Origin of the sequence: Flavobacterium akiainvivens, from assembly GCF_001278115.1 — a bacterium.
Lineage (GTDB): Bacteria > Bacteroidota > Bacteroidia > Flavobacteriales > Flavobacteriaceae > Flavobacterium > Flavobacterium akiainvivens.
The window spans coordinates 3,298,261-3,314,176 of record NZ_LIYD01000005.1 but is presented as its reverse complement, the minus strand read 5'-3'; the positions used below and the strand labels follow the sequence as shown (position 1 = coordinate 3,314,176).

The 15,916-nt window shown below is 46.9% G+C and carries 15 protein-coding genes; 10 read left to right on the top strand and 5 right to left on the bottom strand.

Annotated features, from left to right (window positions below; all coding sequences use genetic code 11):
- Window positions 1-19: 19 nt before the first annotated feature.
- Both AM279_RS15010 and AM279_RS15005 read left to right on the top strand, forming a co-directional pair.
- Complete coding sequence (locus AM279_RS15010) at window positions 20-2,485, top strand: ligase-associated DNA damage response DEXH box helicase (protein WP_054408848.1); 2,466 nt, start codon at window positions 20-22, stop codon at window positions 2,483-2,485.
- 87 nt (window positions 2,486-2,572) lie between these two features.
- Window positions 2,573-3,175, top strand: coding sequence for a DUF1349 domain-containing protein (locus tag AM279_RS15005; protein WP_054408847.1), 603 nt, complete (start codon window positions 2,573-2,575; stop codon window positions 3,173-3,175).
- Here AM279_RS15005 and AM279_RS15000 read toward each other — a convergent pair whose 3' ends face one another.
- The gene (locus AM279_RS15000) at window positions 3,176-3,967 is read right to left on the bottom strand and encodes an HAEPLYID family protein (RefSeq protein ID WP_054408846.1); all 792 of its coding nucleotides are present in this window, start codon (window positions 3,965-3,967) and stop codon (window positions 3,176-3,178) included.
- Window positions 3,968-4,030: 63 nt separating this feature from the next.
- Complete coding sequence (locus AM279_RS14995; RefSeq protein WP_054408845.1) at window positions 4,031-4,408, bottom strand: winged helix-turn-helix transcriptional regulator; 378 nt, start codon at window positions 4,406-4,408, stop codon at window positions 4,031-4,033.
- A gap of 107 nt (window positions 4,409-4,515) precedes the next feature.
- On the opposite strand from AM279_RS14995, the gene AM279_RS14990 reads away from it, so the two are divergent.
- The 6 genes from AM279_RS14990 to AM279_RS14965 all read left to right on the top strand — a co-directional run bounded on the left by AM279_RS14990 (window position 4,516) and on the right by AM279_RS14965 (window position 10,648).
- Window positions 4,516-5,115 carry an FMN-dependent NADH-azoreductase gene (locus AM279_RS14990; RefSeq protein WP_054408844.1) on the top strand — a complete coding sequence of 200 codons (600 nt, stop codon included), beginning with the start codon at window positions 4,516-4,518 and terminating at the stop codon, window positions 5,113-5,115.
- A gap of 119 nt (window positions 5,116-5,234) precedes the next feature.
- Window positions 5,235-7,439, top strand: coding sequence for a S41 family peptidase (locus tag AM279_RS14985; protein ID WP_054408843.1), 2,205 nt, complete (start codon window positions 5,235-5,237; stop codon window positions 7,437-7,439).
- An 82-nt stretch (window positions 7,440-7,521) separates the two neighbouring features.
- Window positions 7,522-8,025, top strand: coding sequence for a DinB family protein (locus AM279_RS14980; RefSeq protein WP_054408842.1), 504 nt, complete (start codon window positions 7,522-7,524; stop codon window positions 8,023-8,025).
- A gap of 187 nt (window positions 8,026-8,212) precedes the next feature.
- Window positions 8,213-9,565, top strand: a complete 1,353-nt coding sequence (locus AM279_RS14975; RefSeq protein ID WP_054408841.1) for an ammonium transporter — start codon at window positions 8,213-8,215, stop codon at window positions 9,563-9,565.
- A 100-nt stretch (window positions 9,566-9,665) separates the two neighbouring features.
- Complete coding sequence (locus tag AM279_RS14970) at window positions 9,666-10,124, top strand: DUF4259 domain-containing protein (protein WP_054408840.1); 459 nt, start codon at window positions 9,666-9,668, stop codon at window positions 10,122-10,124.
- Window positions 10,121-10,648, top strand: a complete 528-nt coding sequence (locus tag AM279_RS14965; RefSeq protein WP_054408839.1) for a nuclear transport factor 2 family protein — start codon at window positions 10,121-10,123, stop codon at window positions 10,646-10,648. Before AM279_RS14970 ends, AM279_RS14965 begins: the two co-directional genes overlap by 4 nt.
- A 62-nt stretch (window positions 10,649-10,710) precedes the next feature.
- Here AM279_RS14965 and AM279_RS14960 read toward each other — a convergent pair whose 3' ends face one another.
- The 3 genes from AM279_RS14960 to AM279_RS14950 form a co-directional block, all read right to left on the bottom strand.
- Window positions 10,711-11,646, bottom strand: a complete 936-nt coding sequence (locus AM279_RS14960) for an L-threonine 3-dehydrogenase (RefSeq protein ID WP_054408838.1) — start codon at window positions 11,644-11,646, stop codon at window positions 10,711-10,713.
- Window positions 11,647-11,862: 216 nt separating this feature from the next.
- Window positions 11,863-12,525, bottom strand: coding sequence for a response regulator (locus AM279_RS14955; protein WP_074961680.1), 663 nt, complete (start codon window positions 12,523-12,525; stop codon window positions 11,863-11,865).
- Window positions 12,526-12,679: 154 nt separating this feature from the next.
- The gene (locus AM279_RS14950; protein WP_054408836.1) at window positions 12,680-14,725 is read right to left on the bottom strand and encodes a M13 family metallopeptidase; all 2,046 of its coding nucleotides are present in this window, start codon (window positions 14,723-14,725) and stop codon (window positions 12,680-12,682) included.
- 185 nt (window positions 14,726-14,910) lie between these two features.
- On the opposite strand from AM279_RS14950, the gene AM279_RS14945 reads away from it, so the two are divergent.
- Both AM279_RS14945 and AM279_RS14940 read left to right on the top strand, forming a co-directional pair.
- Window positions 14,911-15,597: an SCO family protein gene (locus tag AM279_RS14945; protein WP_054408835.1), complete on the top strand. Its 687-nt coding sequence runs from the start codon at window positions 14,911-14,913 to the stop codon at window positions 15,595-15,597.
- Window positions 15,598-15,682: 85 nt separating this feature from the next.
- Window positions 15,683-15,916 (top strand): FeoA family protein, encoded by a 234-nt coding sequence (locus AM279_RS14940; protein ID WP_054408834.1) that lies wholly within the window; start codon window positions 15,683-15,685, stop codon window positions 15,914-15,916.

Here is a 15,916-nt window from a genome sequence, read left to right as displayed (position 1 = left end):
AAACCTTAAACCCGTAAGCATGACCCGCGACCAGCTTTTTAACATAGCCCATACATGGTTTGAAAGCCGCGGGTGGAAGGCATTCCCGTTCCAGACCCAAACGTGGACAGCGTTCCTGCAGGGCAAAAACGGCCTCTTGAATGCCCCAACCGGCAGCGGAAAAACCTATGCACTATGGGCACCCGTTATTCTGGACTATATAAAAAAGAACCCCGACTATAAAAAAAAGCATAAACCCGGCCTGAAAGCCATTTGGATAACCCCGCTACGGGCACTATCCATCGAGATAAAACAGGCCGCAGAGCGCATGGCCGACGGGCTTGAAACCGGCCTGACTGTAGGCATCCGCACCGGCGATACATCATCTGCCGAAAGGGCTAAGCAAAAAAGCAAAATGCCCGACCTGCTCATTACCACACCCGAAAGCATGCAGCTGATGCTGGCTTCTAAAGACTATGCCTCAGTGTTTAAAACCTGCGGGGCAATAATTATTGATGAATGGCACGAACTGCTGGGCACCAAGCGCGGTGTGCAGGTAGAACTGGCACTCAGCCGCCTTAAAACCATAGCGCCCAATATGCGCATCTGGGGCATATCGGCCACCATAGGCAACCTGCAACAGGCCATGGAGGTGCTGCTTGGGCCGCATTCATCCGCCTTGGATAACGCCACCCTTATCCGGGCGCACATCAACAAGAAAATCAATGTTATATCGGCCATCCCCGAAAAGATGGATGCCTACCCCTGGCGTGGGCACATGGGCCTGCATCTGGTTAATGAGGTAGCCGAAATCATTAAAAAAAGCCGTACCACACTTATTTTTTGCAATACACGCTCGCAATGCGAACTGTGGTTTCAGGCATTGTTAGAGAAGTTTCCGGAGTTTGCCGGTGAGCTCGCCATGCACCATGGATCTATTGCCCGGGAGACTCGCCAATGGGTAGAACAGGCCATTCGCGATGAGCAGCTTAAAGCTGTGGTGTGCACCTCAAGCCTTGATTTGGGTGTAGACTTCGCCCCCGTGGAAACCGTAGTGCAGGTAGGCGGGCCCAAGGGCGTAGCGCGTTTCTTGCAAAGGGCAGGGCGCAGCGGCCACCGCCCGGGGCAGGACAGCACCATTTACTTCCTCGCTACACATGCTATTGAATTGGTGGAAGCCAGTGCCCTGCGCCGCGCCGTAGCCGATACCGTTGTGGAAGACCGCGTGCCTTACCTCAACAGTTTTGATGTTTTGGTGCAGTATTTAGTTACACTTGCCGTTTCTGACGGGTTTTACCCCGATAAGATATTCAATGAAGTAAAGCAGACCTTTTGCTACCAGGGCATGACGCAAGACAACTGGCAGTTTTGCCTTAACTTCATAACCCGGGGCAGCCAGAGCCTACAGGCGTATGACGAATACAAAAAAGTGGAGATTGAGGAAGACGGCAAATTTAAAGTCAACAGCAAGACCGTTGCCCTGCGCCACCGCATGCAGATAGGCACCATTGTGGGCGATTCGGTTATGAGTGTAAAATTCTTCTCCGGCGGGTACATAGGCAGTATTGAGGAGTGGTTCATAAGCAAGCTCAACCCCGGCGATGTGTTTATCTTTGCAGGGCGAAAGCTGGAGCTGGTACGCGTTCGGAATATGGAGGTACTGGTACGTGCCGCAAGCCCCTCGGCAAAGGCCATGCACGCCAGCTGGATGGGCGGCAGGCTTACCCTCTCGAGCCAAATGAGCGAGCTGATTCGCGAAGAGTTATATGCCGCCAATACCACCACCATGAGCCGCGAATTAAAAGCCCTGGCACCTATGTTCAGCCGCCAGCGCAAGGAGAGCATTGTACCTACAGACGGGCAATTCCTCATAGAAACCTTTAAAACCCGCGAGGGCTTCCACACTATATTTTACCCGTTTGAAGGCCGTTATGTGCACGAAGCCCTCGCCAGCGTTATGGCCTACCGTATCAGCCTGCTGAGCCCCATTACGTTCTCGCTGGCCTATAACGATTATGGTTTTGAACTGCTGAGCGACCAGGAAATAGATATGCAAATGGTGCTCGATAACAACCTGTTTACCCCCACGCACCTGCACGCCGACCTCCAGCAAAGCCTTAACGCCACCGAAATGGCCCGCCGCAAGTTCCGCGATATTGCGGTTATTGCCGGGCTCGTGTTTACGGGCTACCCCGGCAAGGTGGTAAAAACCAAGCACCTGCAAAGTAGCAGCCAGCTTATTTTTGAGGTGTTCCGCGATTATGAGCCACAAAACCTTTTATTCCAACAAGCGTACCGCGAAACCTTTGAGCACCAGCTTGAAGAAGGCCGCCTCCTGCTTGCCCTTGAGCGCATACAGCGACAGGAAATCGTCTGGAAACAGTGCGAAAAGCCCACGCCGTTCAGCTTCCCGATTATTACCGACAGGCTGCGGGAGAAATTGTCTTCTGAAACCTTAGCAGAACGGATTAAGAAAATGACAGCGAGTTATATGAAAGGGTTTTAGATTATTGGATTGTTGGATTTTTAGATGGTTCGACTGTTCGTAAATACATGATTTGTATCTTTACCCTACCATCAACATCTTATCCAAATGAAAAACATCTTCATCCTTTTCCTCCTTGCAACAACGGCAACCTTTGCGCAAACCACACCTTTAAAATGGTTTAACGAACCCAAAGTACACAGCGGCGATGCAAAAAAGCTTACCTACACCGTTGAGCCGGGCACCGATTTCTGGCAGGTAACGCACTACGGCTTTAAGCGCGATAACGGCCCACTGGCGTATGTAGAAATGGAAGGCGATTTTGAGGCCAGCGTTAAGGTTACAGGCAGCTATAAAGAGCTTTTTCACCAGGCGGGCATTATGCTGCGCATTGACGAAAAGAACTGGATAAAGACCGGTATTGAGTTTGTAGACGGCAAGCAAAACGTAAGCGCCGTGGTAACACGTGAGGTTTCAGACTGGTCGGTTATACCGCGGGAGGACAGCCCTAAATCAGTGTGGCTTAAGGTGCTGCGCAAAGGCGATTATGTAGAGGTTAAATTCTCGTTTGATGGCACTAACTTCGAGATGCTGCGCCTGGCGTACTTCCCGCCAAAGGTAAAAGTTATGGTAGGCATGGTGGCCGCTGCCCCCGGTAAGGAATCCTTCCCCGTTACGTTTGAAAATTTCGAGGTTAAAAAAGTACAATAATTACGGCACCCATATCATACGCGTCATGGCGCTAAGGCCGTGGTTTTGGTTAGACACCGGTATACCCGCCAGTACGCCCAGGCTCACGCTTTTGCTAAAGGCCACCTTAAACTGCGGGCGTAGCACAATATCGGGCTTTTCAGCAGAAAAATCCATATTGGTTTCCACACCCACAAAATTGCCATTGGCAAACACATAGTGCAGGTTGGCATTTACCGCCATGGTAGTAGTGGTATGCCCGGTGGCGAAGTCCTGCTCAATTTCAGGGCCGGTATAAAGTAGTGTATGTATATTTGGCGTAAGCCGTGTTGCCGCAATAAAAATAGGGTTGTAGCGCGTGCCGCTAAACAGTGTACTGCTGGTTTGGTCAAACGGGGAAAACTCCATTTCCTGGATGTAGCCCACCGCCATACTGGTTTGCCATTGCTGCGACACTAAAAAAGTGTACTGTGTGGCCAGCTTTATACCCTCTACCCTGTTGCCGGGCGCTACGGTTTTATCATATCCGGGTGCAGCGGTGTTTACTTCAAAAGGCACCTCAACCTCAAGGCCCAGGCGGTTGGCAATGGCAAATTCATATTCGGCAAAACCGGTGTACGAGTAATAGGTTTTTTCATCGTTTACGCCAAAGCCAATGTTTAGCTCGTGTTCGCCTTTGCGTGCACCCAGGTCGCGTATCAGGTCGGTATAGAGCGGTTCAGCGTGGTGCAGCTTCAGGGGTTTGGTATCGGCTGTTTGCGCAGCGGTTTTTAGTCCTAAAAAAACGGTTAGCAGTAGCAGTATCTTCTTCATATTTCCTTGTTTTGAGGGCAATGTGCACCCCAAAACAGGAAACAATTAGGAATTAACAAAACTTTACCGCGCCTCGTTGCGCAGTTTTTCACGGTGCAGGGCGCCCCATTCGGCAAGGGCTTCCAGTACGTTTTGCAGGGTGTGCGTATAGTCGGTAGCATGATAGGTAACCACTATGGGCGTACCTGTATCTACACGGCGCTGCACAAAGCCACTCAGCTCCATTTCCTTTAACTCATTGCTCAGCACCTTGGCAGATATGCCCGGTATGGCGCGTTGCAGCTCGTTAAAACGGCAGTGCCCTTCGTGCAGGGCTATTATAATGCGCAGTTTCCACTTGCCGCCTATTACATATATGGCATCGCCTACATTGCTCAGATGGGCCGAGCATTGTGCCGGGGTTATGTTGCGCCTGAAACCTACTTCTGTTTCTGTTTCCATAATTTAAAAGGTTACCAAAAGGTAAGTACTAACCTTTAGTATACTACTTACTTTCTGAAAGCTAATGTACGTAATTTTGGTCAATAAATAACAAAAGAAACGTAGTCATGAAAAACATACTTCACATTATCAGCAGCCCGCAGGGTGCACAATCTGTAAGCATAAAGCTGGGCAACTCTATTGTAAGCCAGTTGCAGCAAACCTTCCCCGGAAGTACCGTAACGGAACTAAACCTTGCCGAAAACCCGCTGCCGCACCTTGACGAAACCACCGTTACCGCCCTGCGCACGCCCGAGGACCAGCATTCTGACATACAAAAAGAAGCCATTAAAGCATCGGACGCGGCCATTGCCCAGTTGTTTGATGCCGATATACTGGTTATAGGTGTGCCGTTGTACAATTTTGGCGCACCATCGCAACTTAAAAGCTGGCTCGACCACATTGCAAGGGCAGGGAAAACCTTTAGCTATAGCCCCGAAGGCGCAAAAGGCCATGTAGAAGGCAAAAAGGTATACCTGGCGTTTAGTGCCGGCGCTGTATATTCTGACGGGCCATATAAAGCTTATGATTTTGCAACACCTTACCTAACCGCTGTACTGGGCTTTATAGGCATTACAGATATAACCATTATCCGTGCCGAAGGGCTGGCATTCCCGGATATGAGGGAAAATGCCGTAGAAAGGGCACTTGAGGCTTTTGCTATATAAGCCACTATACATAAAAACATTAACAGGATAGAGGGAGGCAATTGCTTCCCTTTTCCTGTTAAAAAGTACTATAACCCCATAAAGTGGCGTTAAGGGTATACCAACAAAACCACTTTATAATGACCAAACCACTTTACCGGGCTGCACAGGCCTGCCTGTTTGCCCTGCCCGTACTGGCACAGGATGTTGATACTCCTTTTTTTAACCTTGATTACGAAATTACCGTAGATAAGTCTAAATTACCCTTGTCTGCCCATGTTTGGGGAAAAGACTATATTGTACAAACCGATGCCACGGTGGCCAAAAGCGGAACAAAATCAGTACTGATACAAAAGAATGCCGATAATGCCCAATTTGGCTGTATTGCCACTGCAATCCCCGCGGTGTATGAAGGCCAGACTATTTTACTTACCGGCTGGATGAAACTGGAGGGCGTAACTGATGGCAATGTGGGCCTGCTGTTGCGTATTGACGGTGCCAATGATATTCTGGAATTTGAAAATATGGATGCTCAAGGCATTAACGGCACGTCTGACTGGGCTAAATATGAAATTGAACTGCCCCTGCCCAAAGATGCCCAAACCATTTATGTGGGTGCGCTTAACGGTGGCAGCGGCAAGCTTTGGGTAGACGACCTTAAGATAAGCATAGACGGCAAAGACATTTCTAAAGCCACGAAAAAGGTAGTGGTAGAACTGCCTGCCCAAAAAGATAAAGAGTTTGACGGCGGTTCTAAAATAAACGCCATTACCCTTACCCCTCAAAAAACGCAGGATTTAAAAGTACTGGGCCTTGTGTGGGGCTACCTTAAGTACTATCACCCGGCTATTGCGGCAGGCAACCACAACTGGGATTATGAGCTTTTCCGTATAGTGCCAAAAGTACTGGAAGCCAAAAACGCAGCCCAGCGTGATGCCGCCCTTCTTGCCTGGGCTAAGGCCCTTGGCCCGTTTGAAAAAGCCCCGGTTGTAAAAAGCGAAAACGTAAAGCTGTCGCCCGACCTGGACTGGATTACAACCTCGGGGCTTTCGCCGGAACTGAGCACGCTGCTAACCGACCTGAAATCGGCCACACGCACCGGCAGCCATTACTACATTGGCCTTGCTGAAAGCGTTCAAAACCCTGAATTTAAAAATGAAAATCCGTATAAAGACATGGATTTTGCCGATGCCGGCTACCGCCTGCTGGGGCTGTACCGCTACTGGAATATTATTCAGTACTACTTTCCTAACCGCCACCTTATAGGCGAAGACTGGAAAGGCGTGCTGGAGGAGTTTATCCCGAAATTTGTAAACGTTAAAACCGAAAAAGACTACAAACTGGCAGCCCTGGAGCTTATAGGCCGTATAAACGACACCCATGCTAACGTATATGGCGACCCTACAATTGAAGAAATAAGGGGCAACCGCTTTGCTGCCGAGATAGTAGCCTTTACCGAAGGCAAACCCGTTGTTACCCGTTTTATGAGCAGGGATGGGGCTTCTGTTTTGCAAAAAGGCGATGTTATTACCGCCATTAACGGCACCCCGGTAGATAAGCTGGTGCAGGAACGCCTTAAATACAACCCGGCCTCTAACCAGCCTACAAAAATGCGCAACATAGCCCGCGCACTTTTGCGCAGCAACAACAATACCCTTACTGTAGACTACACCCGCAACGGCAAGCCCTTTAAGGCTACATTGCCAACCTATACTAAAGATGAGATAGACCTTAAGCTACTCAGCCAAAAGAAAGACACCTGCTTTAAGATGCTTTCGCCAAAAATTGCCTATATGTATCCCGGTACTATAAAAAATGAGTACATACCGCAGTTTTTTGAAGATATTAAAAATACCGACGGCCTTGTGATAGACCTGCGCTGCTACCCGAGTGACTTTATTGTGCTTGCTGTTGGCGAAATGATTGCCAAAGGCAGTACTGAGTTTGTAAAATGGAGCAACCCCAGCATAACCACCCCGGGAGAGTTTAGCGTAATACCCTACATGGAGCTTCAGGGTAGAAACAACTACAAAGGCAAGGTTGTAGTGCTGGTTAACGAGGTTACACAAAGCATGGCCGAATATTCGGCTTTAACGTTCAGGGCGGTGGGAGCTAAAATTGTTGGGTCCACCACATCTGGCGCAGATGGCAATATAAGTCCGTTTTACCTGCCCGGAAATGTATACACCGTTATAAGCGGCATTGGGGTGTATTATCCTGACGGAGGCGAAACCCAGCGCGTGGGCATTGTGCCCGATATTGAGGTAAAACCTACCGTTAAGGGTATTACCGATGGCCGCGACGAGGTGCTGGAAAAGGCCGTTGAATTCATAAATAAAAAATAATTGAAATTTGTAAAAACCTGCTGACATACCCTTGTCACTACCCGCCTGTACTTTTGCTTTAGAAATCAAAACAACAGTTATTATGGAGACAACAGCAATTACAGCAGGCATTATTTCATCTGAACAATTGTTTAACCACTGGCAGGGCCACCGCGGGCTTACCCGCAGGGTTATAGAGGCTTTTCCTGAAAAGGAGCTTTTTGAGTTCAGCATAGGCGGCATGCGCACGTTTGCGCTACAGGCCATGGAAATTATAGACCTTACCGGCCCGGGCATTAAAGGCCTTGCCACCGGCGACTGGGGTAACGAAATGATGGCACACATGAGCGGCGAAGGCCTGCCTAAAACCAAGGCAGAGCTTTTAGAGCTGTGGGACGAAGCCACAAGCAGGCTTGAAACATACTGGCCGCAAATACCGGCCGGCGATTATGAAAGAAAAATTAAAATATTTGGCCAGTGGGACGGCACCGTTTTAAGCGCCATACAGTATTTTATGGATAACGAAATTCACCACCGCGGGCAGGGCTATGTATACCTGCGTGCCATAGGAGGCATAGAGCCGCCCGCATTTTGGGACAGGCCATAATTGTTAACCGGGGTTTAAACATCAGTCAACATAAAAGCGCTAACTTTAAGGTGGCGCTTTTTGTTTTAAGGCTGAATCTATGTTAAGCACATTCATTAGCTAAAACTTTAACCCCTGTTAATTTTAGGGGCTATATTTTAATTAACATAATTTTTATATTTTTGACCCCAAATAAAAACAGGTTACAATGGAGAAAAAATTAGAAAAACGCTGGATAGCCGCTTTTATCATTACGGCAGCCCTTGCCATTACAGGACTTTTTTGGGACCACGCCGTAGTGGCCGATAACAACCCTAAATTTAACTCTCCCGACACCATTGTACCTGCCGATGTGGCCTGGCTGCTAACCGCCGCCTGCCTTGTGCTGCTCATGACACCCGGCCTTGCCTTTTTTTATGGCGGCATGGTGGGCAAGAAAAACGTAATCAGCACCATGCTAAAGAGCTTTATATGCCTTGGCGTAATCAGTATGCTGTGGGTAGCTGTGGGCTTTAGCCTTTCCTTTGGCGACCCAATAGGCATTACCATAGACGGTGTTAAGTATGGGCTTATAGGCAACCCTACAGATTTTGCCTTTTTTGATTATGTAGACCAGCACCCAAGCGCCACCATGGCCAGCACCATTCCGTTTATACTGTTTGCGCTGTTCCAGATGAAGTTTGCCGTTATAACCCCCGCCATTATTACCGGTGCACTTGCAGAGCGCATACGCTTTATATCGTTCCTGCTGTTTATATGCCTGTTTTGTATATTTATATATGCACCGCTGTGTCACATGGTGTGGCACCCTAACGGGCTGCTTGGTGCTTACTTTGGCGTAAAAGACTTTGCGGGCGGAACCGTGGTGCACATGAGCGCCGGTTTTGCCGCCATTGCCGGTGTGCTGTGCATTGGCAAACGCAAAAACCTGGAATACATTCCTACCAATATACCTTTTGTACTGTTAGGCACCGGGATGCTTTGGTTTGGCTGGTTTGGCTTTAATGCGGGTTCTGCCCTTGCAGCAAACAGTACCGCTGCCATGGCCTTTGCCACTACCACCATTGCTTCGGCTTCAGCCATGCTAACGTGGTCGTTTTTTGACAGGCTAAACGGGCGCAAGGTTTCTGCCCTTGGCGCGTGTATAGGCGCTGTTGTGGGCCTTGTGGCCATTACCCCTGCCGCAGGTTTTGTAAGCATACCAAAAAGTATATTCTTTGGATTTAGCGCCGCTATTGTTAGCAATGTTATGGCACACTGGCCAAGGCTTAAGCGCTATGACGATACCCTTGATGTATTTGCCTGCCACGGCGTGGGCGGTATTATGGGCATGATACTTACCGCTATTTTTGCCGAAGTACCGGGCGGCAGCCTGCTGCACGGCGGGTGGAATGTTTTTGGCCACCATATGATAGCACTTGTGCTTGTAGCGGTGTTCTCATTCTTTGGGGCTATGCTGCTGTATAAGTTTACCAACCTGTTTATTCCGCTTCGTGTTAGCGAAGAGGCCGAAGACCAGGGGCTTGACCTGAGCCAGCACAACGAAACGCTTGGATTGTAATAACAACTACTATACACAATACATAAAAGCCATGCATTAGTATGGCTTTTTTATTTGCCAAAGGTGTACATTTGTTTTAAACCAAGTAAACAAATTAAGTATGGGTGCATGGGACTATGGTATTTTTGATGATGATACCGCCTATGAATTTGAGGATGAGATTAAAGAAAATCCATTGGCCTTTTTTGAAACCTCTGTAAAGACAGCCATTAAGCCCGGTTATTTAGAATCTACAGAAGCTTATGCGGCATTAATATCGGCGGCTTACATAGACAACCTTCTTAACGGCACAGTTTACCGTACAGATGCTGACGACCAGGAAGATGAAGGCAATGTGAACAAATTTGGACAACTGCATAAAACCCTAAATGTTAGCCACATAATAGCCCCTGCTATAAAAGCGCTTAAAAAAATAACCGGCAAAAATTCTGAGCTTAATGAGCTTTGGCTGGAAAATAAAGAACTTTACCCTAAATGGAAGGAAACTATAGAAAGTCTTAGCAAAAGGCTTGAGAACCACACACCTAAACAAAACTTTTGGCAAAAAATATTCAAATGAAAAAACTAACCCCTTACCTGGCCTTAACCTCTTTAGCCATTAGCCTTTTTATATGGCTTAAGCCACAGGAATCCATCAATACAAAAGATGAAACTGCCACCATAAAAACCTTGTTAGACAACTGGCATGCAGCTGCGGCAAGGGCTGATTATGACGGGTATTTTGGCAAAATTGCCGAAGATGGCCGCTACATAGGTACAGATGCTACCGAAAACTGGGACAAAACAGCGTTTGCTGCCTTTAGCAAACCGTATTTTGATAAGAAAACAGTTTGGGATTTTAAAGCCCTGGAGCGCAATGTATATTTTAGTAAAGATGGTAAAACTGCCTGGTTTGATGAGTTTCTTGATACCTGGATGAAAGGCTGCCGCGGCAGTGGCGTGCTAACCAAAGAAGGCAAGGAATGGAAAATAAAGCATTATGTACTAAGCATGACCGTGCCTAATGAGGTGGTAGACGATGTACTGCCCATAAAGGCAAAGTATGAGGACAAGCTTATTGAGAAGATGAGGAAGAAAAAGTAAGTTTTCAGTCGCAGTCGCAGTTTTCAGGTTGTTGCACTGTAAACTGTGACTGCGACTGATGACTATTTTAAATGTGCTATCATATCAGCCGTCATGGCCTGCAGGTCAAAATCGTGTTTCCAACCCCAGTCCTGGCGTGCGCTGCTGTCGTCAATGCTTTGTGGCCAGCTGTCGGCTATTTTCTGGCGGAAATCCGGCTCATAATCTATTGTAAAATCAGGGATTTCCTTTTTAATGGCCTCAGCAATTTCTACCGGGGTAAAATCCATGGCACTCAGGTTGTAGCTTGAGCGTATTTTTATGCTTTCGGCAGGCGCCTGCATAATTTCTACCGTGGCGCGAATAGCATCATCCATATACATCATGGGCAGGCGTGTTTCTTCGTTAAGGAAACAGGTATATTTACCATCGGCCAGGGCTTTGTAGTAAATATCTACGGCATAATCTGTAGTGCCGCCACCCGGAGGGGTGCTCCAGCTTATAAGCCCCGGATAACGAATGCTGCGCACATCTACCCCATAAATGTTGTGGTAGTATTCGCACCAGCGTTCACCGCTTTGCTTGCTTATGCCATACACGGTGCTGGGCTCCATTACGGTATATTGCGGGGTATTTTGTTTAGGCGTAGTAGGACCAAAAACAGCAATACTACTGGGCCAGAATATCTTTTTAATCTTATCGGCCTTGGCAAGGTTAAGCACATGGAACAGCGAATTCATGTTTAAATCCCACGCAAAGGCAGGGTTCTTTTCGGCTGTAGCCGAAAGCAGCGCCGCCATAAGGTATACATCTTCTACACCGTGTTTTTCTATAACCTCTTCTACCTGGTTAAAGTCGAGTGCATTTACTACCTCAAACGGGCCCGAAGCCACAAAATCAGGGTCGCCCTTGCGCACATCGCTGGCAATAACCTGGTTAACCCCATAAATGCTGCGCAGTTTTTTAGTAAGCTCTGTGCCTATTTGCCCGCAGGCGCCAATGATAAGAATCTTAGCCATGTTAGTTGTGTTGTTGCTGCAAAGATATAAGATTAAAATTATGGATTTTGTTTTTAACCTGTGCAAAAACAACTTTTTGTTGAAAAATTGTTACACATAACACCTCATTATGACAATATCTATAACAGACAAAAAAATCCGCCGATGTAAAAAGGGGGGAACACACGGCGGAATAAAACAATTTGTTTTTAGAGAGAACTTAGCTGGATGTAAGTATTATATAAAACCCTGGTTACGGGCTTCGTTTATCAGGTCTTCATCATCGCCTTTAACCTCAAGTATACGTTTAATATTATACTTGCGCTTTTCTATGGCGCTGCCGCTAAGCGGAATGTAATTTTCAAGGTTCTTGTTTTTAATGCCTTTTGCCAGCAGGAGTATAATGCGCACATCTATATCTTCAAGCACCACGCCCTTGTTGCGGCGCTTAAAGTAATTTTCTACGGCACGGCTGTAAAACGTTTCGCCGTCGAGCACTTTTTTAAACGCTTCAAGAAGCTCATCTGTATTACAGTCGCTTTTGTTTATAAAACCTTCGGGCTTAACGCTGTCCAGAATGCCGGCAATAATATCTATTTCCTTGTGCATGGTCATCATTACAATTTTGCAAGATGGCATGGTTTTGCGCACCAGCATGGCGAGGTCCTGCCCGGTGTACATTTTTTCTTCCTCAAAACGAGGAATACTGTAATCTATAAGTGCAATATCAAAGGAACTGCCTTTGTGGGCAGATATAAGCCCATGGCCTGATTTGCAGTCGTGTGCTTTCTCAAAATGAGGAATTCCATAACTGTCATCGAGGTTCATGAACATATAATGATAGCCTTCGAGAACCGCAACATGGTCATCGATGGCAAGCACGCGTAATTGTTTAGCCAATTTGTCCTGTTTATTTTTTGCATAACAAAATTATACTATAAATGTCAGAAAAAATTGCGGATTTTCCGCAATTAACACTTTTTTAGTTTTTTTGTTCAAAAAAAATGCCTATACTATGCAAAACAGTATAGGCATCTTTAGTTTTTTAAGGTTTTTACCAAATTTTAACCCTTTTATCCGGCGCTACATATAGTGCATCGCCCGGTTTTATGCCAAATGCATCATAGAACTCGTCTACGTTTTGCAGCGGCACAAAAGCCCTGTACATACCCGGAGAGTGCGGGTCTGTCTTTACCTGGTTTTTAATGGCTTCATCGCGCATTTTTGTCCGCCATATAGTAGCCCATGATATAAAGAACCTTTGCTGAGGCGTGTAACCGTCTATAAGACCGGGATCGCCATGTGCGGCAAGGTGCAGCTTAAGGCCTTCAAGGGCAGCGTTTACACCACCAAGGTCGCCTATGTTTTCGCCAAGGGTAAACTTACCGTCTACATATATACCCGGTAGTGGCTGTAGCGCGCTATACTGGCCTGCAAGGGCATCGCCCAGGCCGGTAAACTTCTCAAGGTCTTCATCGCTCCACCAGTTAACAAGGTTACCATCGGCATTATAACGCGAACCACTATCGTCAAAACCATGCGATATTTCGTGGCCTATCACGGCACCAATACCACCATAGTTTACAGCCTCATCGGCACGATAGTCATAAAACGGCGGCTGTAGTATACCGGCCGGGAACACAATTTCGTTATAAGACGGGTTAAAGTAAGCGTTTACAATTTGCGGTGCCATGCCCCACTCTGTTTTATCAACAGGCTTGTCAAGCTTAGCTACATCTTCTTTCCAGCTCCATGCATAAACATTTTTCATGTTCTCAAAATAAGAACCTCCTTTTTCTGGCCCCACAATGGTAAGGGCGCTGTAGTCTTTCCACTTATCAGGGTATCCTATTTTAACCTGTAGCTTGCGCAGCTTTTTAACGGCATTTTCTTTAGTGCCTTTAGCCATCCATGGCAGGCGGTTAATGCGGTTTTCATAAGCCTGCATTACGTTTTTAATCATATCTTCTGCCTTGGCCTTAGCTTCCGGCGGAAATTTCTTGGCTACATACAGCTTGCCAAGTGCTTCGCCCACAGTACCGTTTACCGTTTGCAGGGCACTCTTATCGCGCGATTCAGGCTGTATGGCACCACGAAGGGTTTTGTTGTAAAACTCCCAGTTTGCCATTTCAACATCAGTGCTAAGCAACCCGGCGCTGCGGCGCAGCAGGCTCCATTTAAGGAACGCTTTCATGGTTGCCATATCGTCTTTTTTAAGTATGGTATTAAGCGCCTCCATGTAGCGTGGCTGCATTATTACAACATTGCTTACTTTGCCCAGGCCTACACCTTTAAGAAAATTAGCCCAGTTTAGTGCCGGAGCCAGCTTTTGAAGCTCAGCCACCGTCATTGGGTTATAAGTTTTGCGGTCGTCACGGCTTTCAACCCTGTCCAGCATTGGCTCGGCCAGGCTTACCTCAAGGGCAAGTATTTTTTTGGCAAGTGTGGTGCTTTCTGCCTGCTTGTAACCCAGGTATTGCAGCATGCGGGCCACGTGGGCTTCATACTTGGCGCGTTTTTCCTGGCTGTCGGCATCGGTACCGGTGTAGTATTCCCTGTCCGGAAGGCCAAGGCGGCCCGGTGCAAGATATACCACGTTTTTATTACTGTCCTGGGCATCGGCACCTATATAAATACCCACAAGGGCAAGGCCACCCTCATCTTCCATATCTATAAGCAACGCCTCAAGCGATTTTAAATCCTTAACGTTGTCTATTTTTTTAAGGTAAGGCTTAAGCGGGGTTATACCGGCCTTGTTACGGGCCACGGTATCCATAATGGTTTTATACAGGTTAGCCGCCTTGCCTTCATCGCTGGTAGCCGAAAGGCTTTTATTGGCCGCAGCCTCTTTTAGTATTTCAAGTGCGTCTTTATTTGTGTTTTCGCGAAGCTCGTCAAAGCTGCCCCAACGGGTTTTGTCAGACGGTATTTCGGTCTTGTCTACCCACGACCCGTTTACATAACGAAAAAAGTCGTCGCCGGGTTTAACGCTCTTATCCATGTACTGGATATTAATGCCGGGCCTTTGCTGTGCATAGCTCAAACCACCTGCCATAAACAGGGCAGCAAGGGCATATTTAGCATTGTTGTTTAGTTTCATGTTTAATATTTTTAAAAACAAAGTAACAAATATAGTCTACCTTCTTTAAAATCAGTCTGACGATGTGTTAAATTGTTACAGTTTGGTTGCAGTATTATCAATAAAAAGCACCGGGATAAATCTTTAACAGCCTTAACAAACCCTTTTTAGCCTGTTGCGTTGTACATTTGCTAAAATTTATTGCAATGGCATCTTTCATAAAAAAATACAGGCTAATAATAGGCACGCTGGTGGTAATTTCTATAGCCTTTTTAATACTTGCTATTAAATTTCTTACGCCGCAAAAAGACCTTAAGGTATACAGCCCCATAGATGTTAACCCAAAGCTGGTAGACAGCACCGTGCAGGATGTGGGCACCAAGCACCGCATAGCGCCTTTTAGCTTTATAAACCAGAACGGAAAGGTTATTACCGAAAAAGACTATGAAGGCAAGATTTATGTAGCCGATTTTTTCTTTACAAAGTGCCAGACCATTTGCCCCATAATGACCGATAATATGACTTGGCTACAGGGGCAAATTAAAGATATGCCCGATGTTATGCTGCTATCGCACTCGGTTACACCCGATATTGACAGCGTGCCCGTGCTGCGCCGCTATGCTACCGAAAAAGGCGCCATAGATGGCAAGTGGAACCTGGTTACCGGCAACAAGCGCGATATTTTTGGCATTGCCCGAAAGAGCTACCTGGCTGTAGAAACCAACGATGCTGCCGACCTGTATGATATGGTGCACACCGAAAACTTTATACTGGTAGACAAAAAAGGGCGTATTCGCGGGTTTTATAACGGTACCAACCGCGACAGCCTTGCAGAAGGCGAAAAAAACGTAACCCAGCTGCTGGAAGATATTAAGTGGCTGAGGGAGCAGTAGGGCTAATTATCAAAAAGAAGCATTAAAATATAACTTATACCGCTTTTATTGTTACTTTTGTAATCTAAAATGATTCTAAATAAAGTTGAAAACCACCCTTGCCGCCCTTAAAAAAGGCCAGAAAGCCATAATAACCGATTTTAATACGGATGCCATTCCGCTAAAGTTGCTGGAAATGGGCTGCCTGCCGGGCAATGAGGTGCAGCTTTTGCAAATTGCCCCCATGGGCGACCCTATTTATATTAATGTGAGCGACAGCCATGTGGCCATACGCCTTGAGACTGCCGCCGAAATAGACGTTATCCTGGTAACGGAATAG

Excerpts from the sequence above, each read along its gene's own strand:
- AM279_RS15010 (WP_054408848.1), top strand. The coding sequence starts at position 20 with ATGACCCGCGACCAGCTTTTTAACATAGCCCATACATGGTTTGAAAGC.
- AM279_RS15005 (WP_054408847.1), top strand. The coding sequence starts at position 2,573 with ATGAAAAACATCTTCATCCTTTTCCTCCTTGCAACAACGGCAACCTTT.
- AM279_RS15000 (WP_054408846.1), bottom strand. The coding sequence starts at position 3,967 with ATGAAGAAGATACTGCTACTGCTAACCGTTTTTTTAGGACTAAAAACC.
- AM279_RS14995 (WP_054408845.1), bottom strand. The coding sequence starts at position 4,408 with ATGGAAACAGAAACAGAAGTAGGTTTCAGGCGCAACATAACCCCGGCA.
- AM279_RS14990 (WP_054408844.1), top strand. The coding sequence starts at position 4,516 with ATGAAAAACATACTTCACATTATCAGCAGCCCGCAGGGTGCACAATCT.
- AM279_RS14985 (WP_054408843.1), top strand. The coding sequence starts at position 5,235 with ATGACCAAACCACTTTACCGGGCTGCACAGGCCTGCCTGTTTGCCCTG.
- AM279_RS14980 (WP_054408842.1), top strand. The coding sequence starts at position 7,522 with ATGGAGACAACAGCAATTACAGCAGGCATTATTTCATCTGAACAATTG.
- AM279_RS14975 (WP_054408841.1), top strand. The coding sequence starts at position 8,213 with ATGGAGAAAAAATTAGAAAAACGCTGGATAGCCGCTTTTATCATTACG.
- AM279_RS14970 (WP_054408840.1), top strand. The coding sequence starts at position 9,666 with ATGGGTGCATGGGACTATGGTATTTTTGATGATGATACCGCCTATGAA.
- AM279_RS14965 (WP_054408839.1), top strand. The coding sequence starts at position 10,121 with ATGAAAAAACTAACCCCTTACCTGGCCTTAACCTCTTTAGCCATTAGC.
- AM279_RS14960 (WP_054408838.1), bottom strand. The coding sequence starts at position 11,646 with ATGGCTAAGATTCTTATCATTGGCGCCTGCGGGCAAATAGGCACAGAG.
- AM279_RS14950 (WP_054408836.1), bottom strand. The coding sequence starts at position 14,725 with ATGAAACTAAACAACAATGCTAAATATGCCCTTGCTGCCCTGTTTATG.
- AM279_RS14945 (WP_054408835.1), top strand. The coding sequence starts at position 14,911 with ATGGCATCTTTCATAAAAAAATACAGGCTAATAATAGGCACGCTGGTG.